Raw genomic sequence first — 515 nt, forward strand, 5'->3', positions numbered from 1 at the left:
CCTTACAGCCCTGATTTAAACCCTATTGAAAAAAAATGGGCACAGGCTAAGTTTCTACGACAAGGGTGGATGGAGAATAATTTACCTAAGCTGTTTCATGATATGGGTTGTACTAATTTTATTCTGGATTGACTATAGCATTATTCCAAACTCCTGAGCTATTACTAAGGAAAAAACTCACTTGAACTTGGGTTCCTAGTATTTGATGTATAATATGACTTACTCTATTACAATAGGCCTGATCATTCCCATAAACTGAAACTGCAACACTCCGAACTTGGGACAAGGCTATACGCTCCAAAATATAGATATCTTGTTCCCATAATCCCCATCCATATATAACTAAAGAAGGCTCTAAAGTAGTGAGAACCTCTCTATAAACCGTATTTAAATAGCTACTACTTCGTATTGAATTTATTTTCTGCTTAGATGTACCTTCACTAACAAATAGTGGAACTACCTGCTCAGATTGCCATGCTCTTAGTATTGCTTCAAGCAAACCATCGCTGTTACCC

General features: G+C 36.9%; 1 protein-coding gene. It reads right to left on the reverse strand.

What is annotated here, in order from left to right:
• Positions 1-118: 118 nt before the first annotated feature.
• A partial coding sequence (locus AAEZ03_RS25820) for a DUF4917 family protein (RefSeq protein WP_350582561.1) occupies positions 119-515 on the reverse strand: 397 nt, incomplete at its 5' end.

This window comes from Pseudomonas sp. HY2-MNA-CIBAN-0224, from assembly GCF_040310285.1.
GTDB classification, from domain to species: Bacteria; Pseudomonadota; Gammaproteobacteria; order Pseudomonadales; family Pseudomonadaceae; genus Aquipseudomonas; species Aquipseudomonas helleri.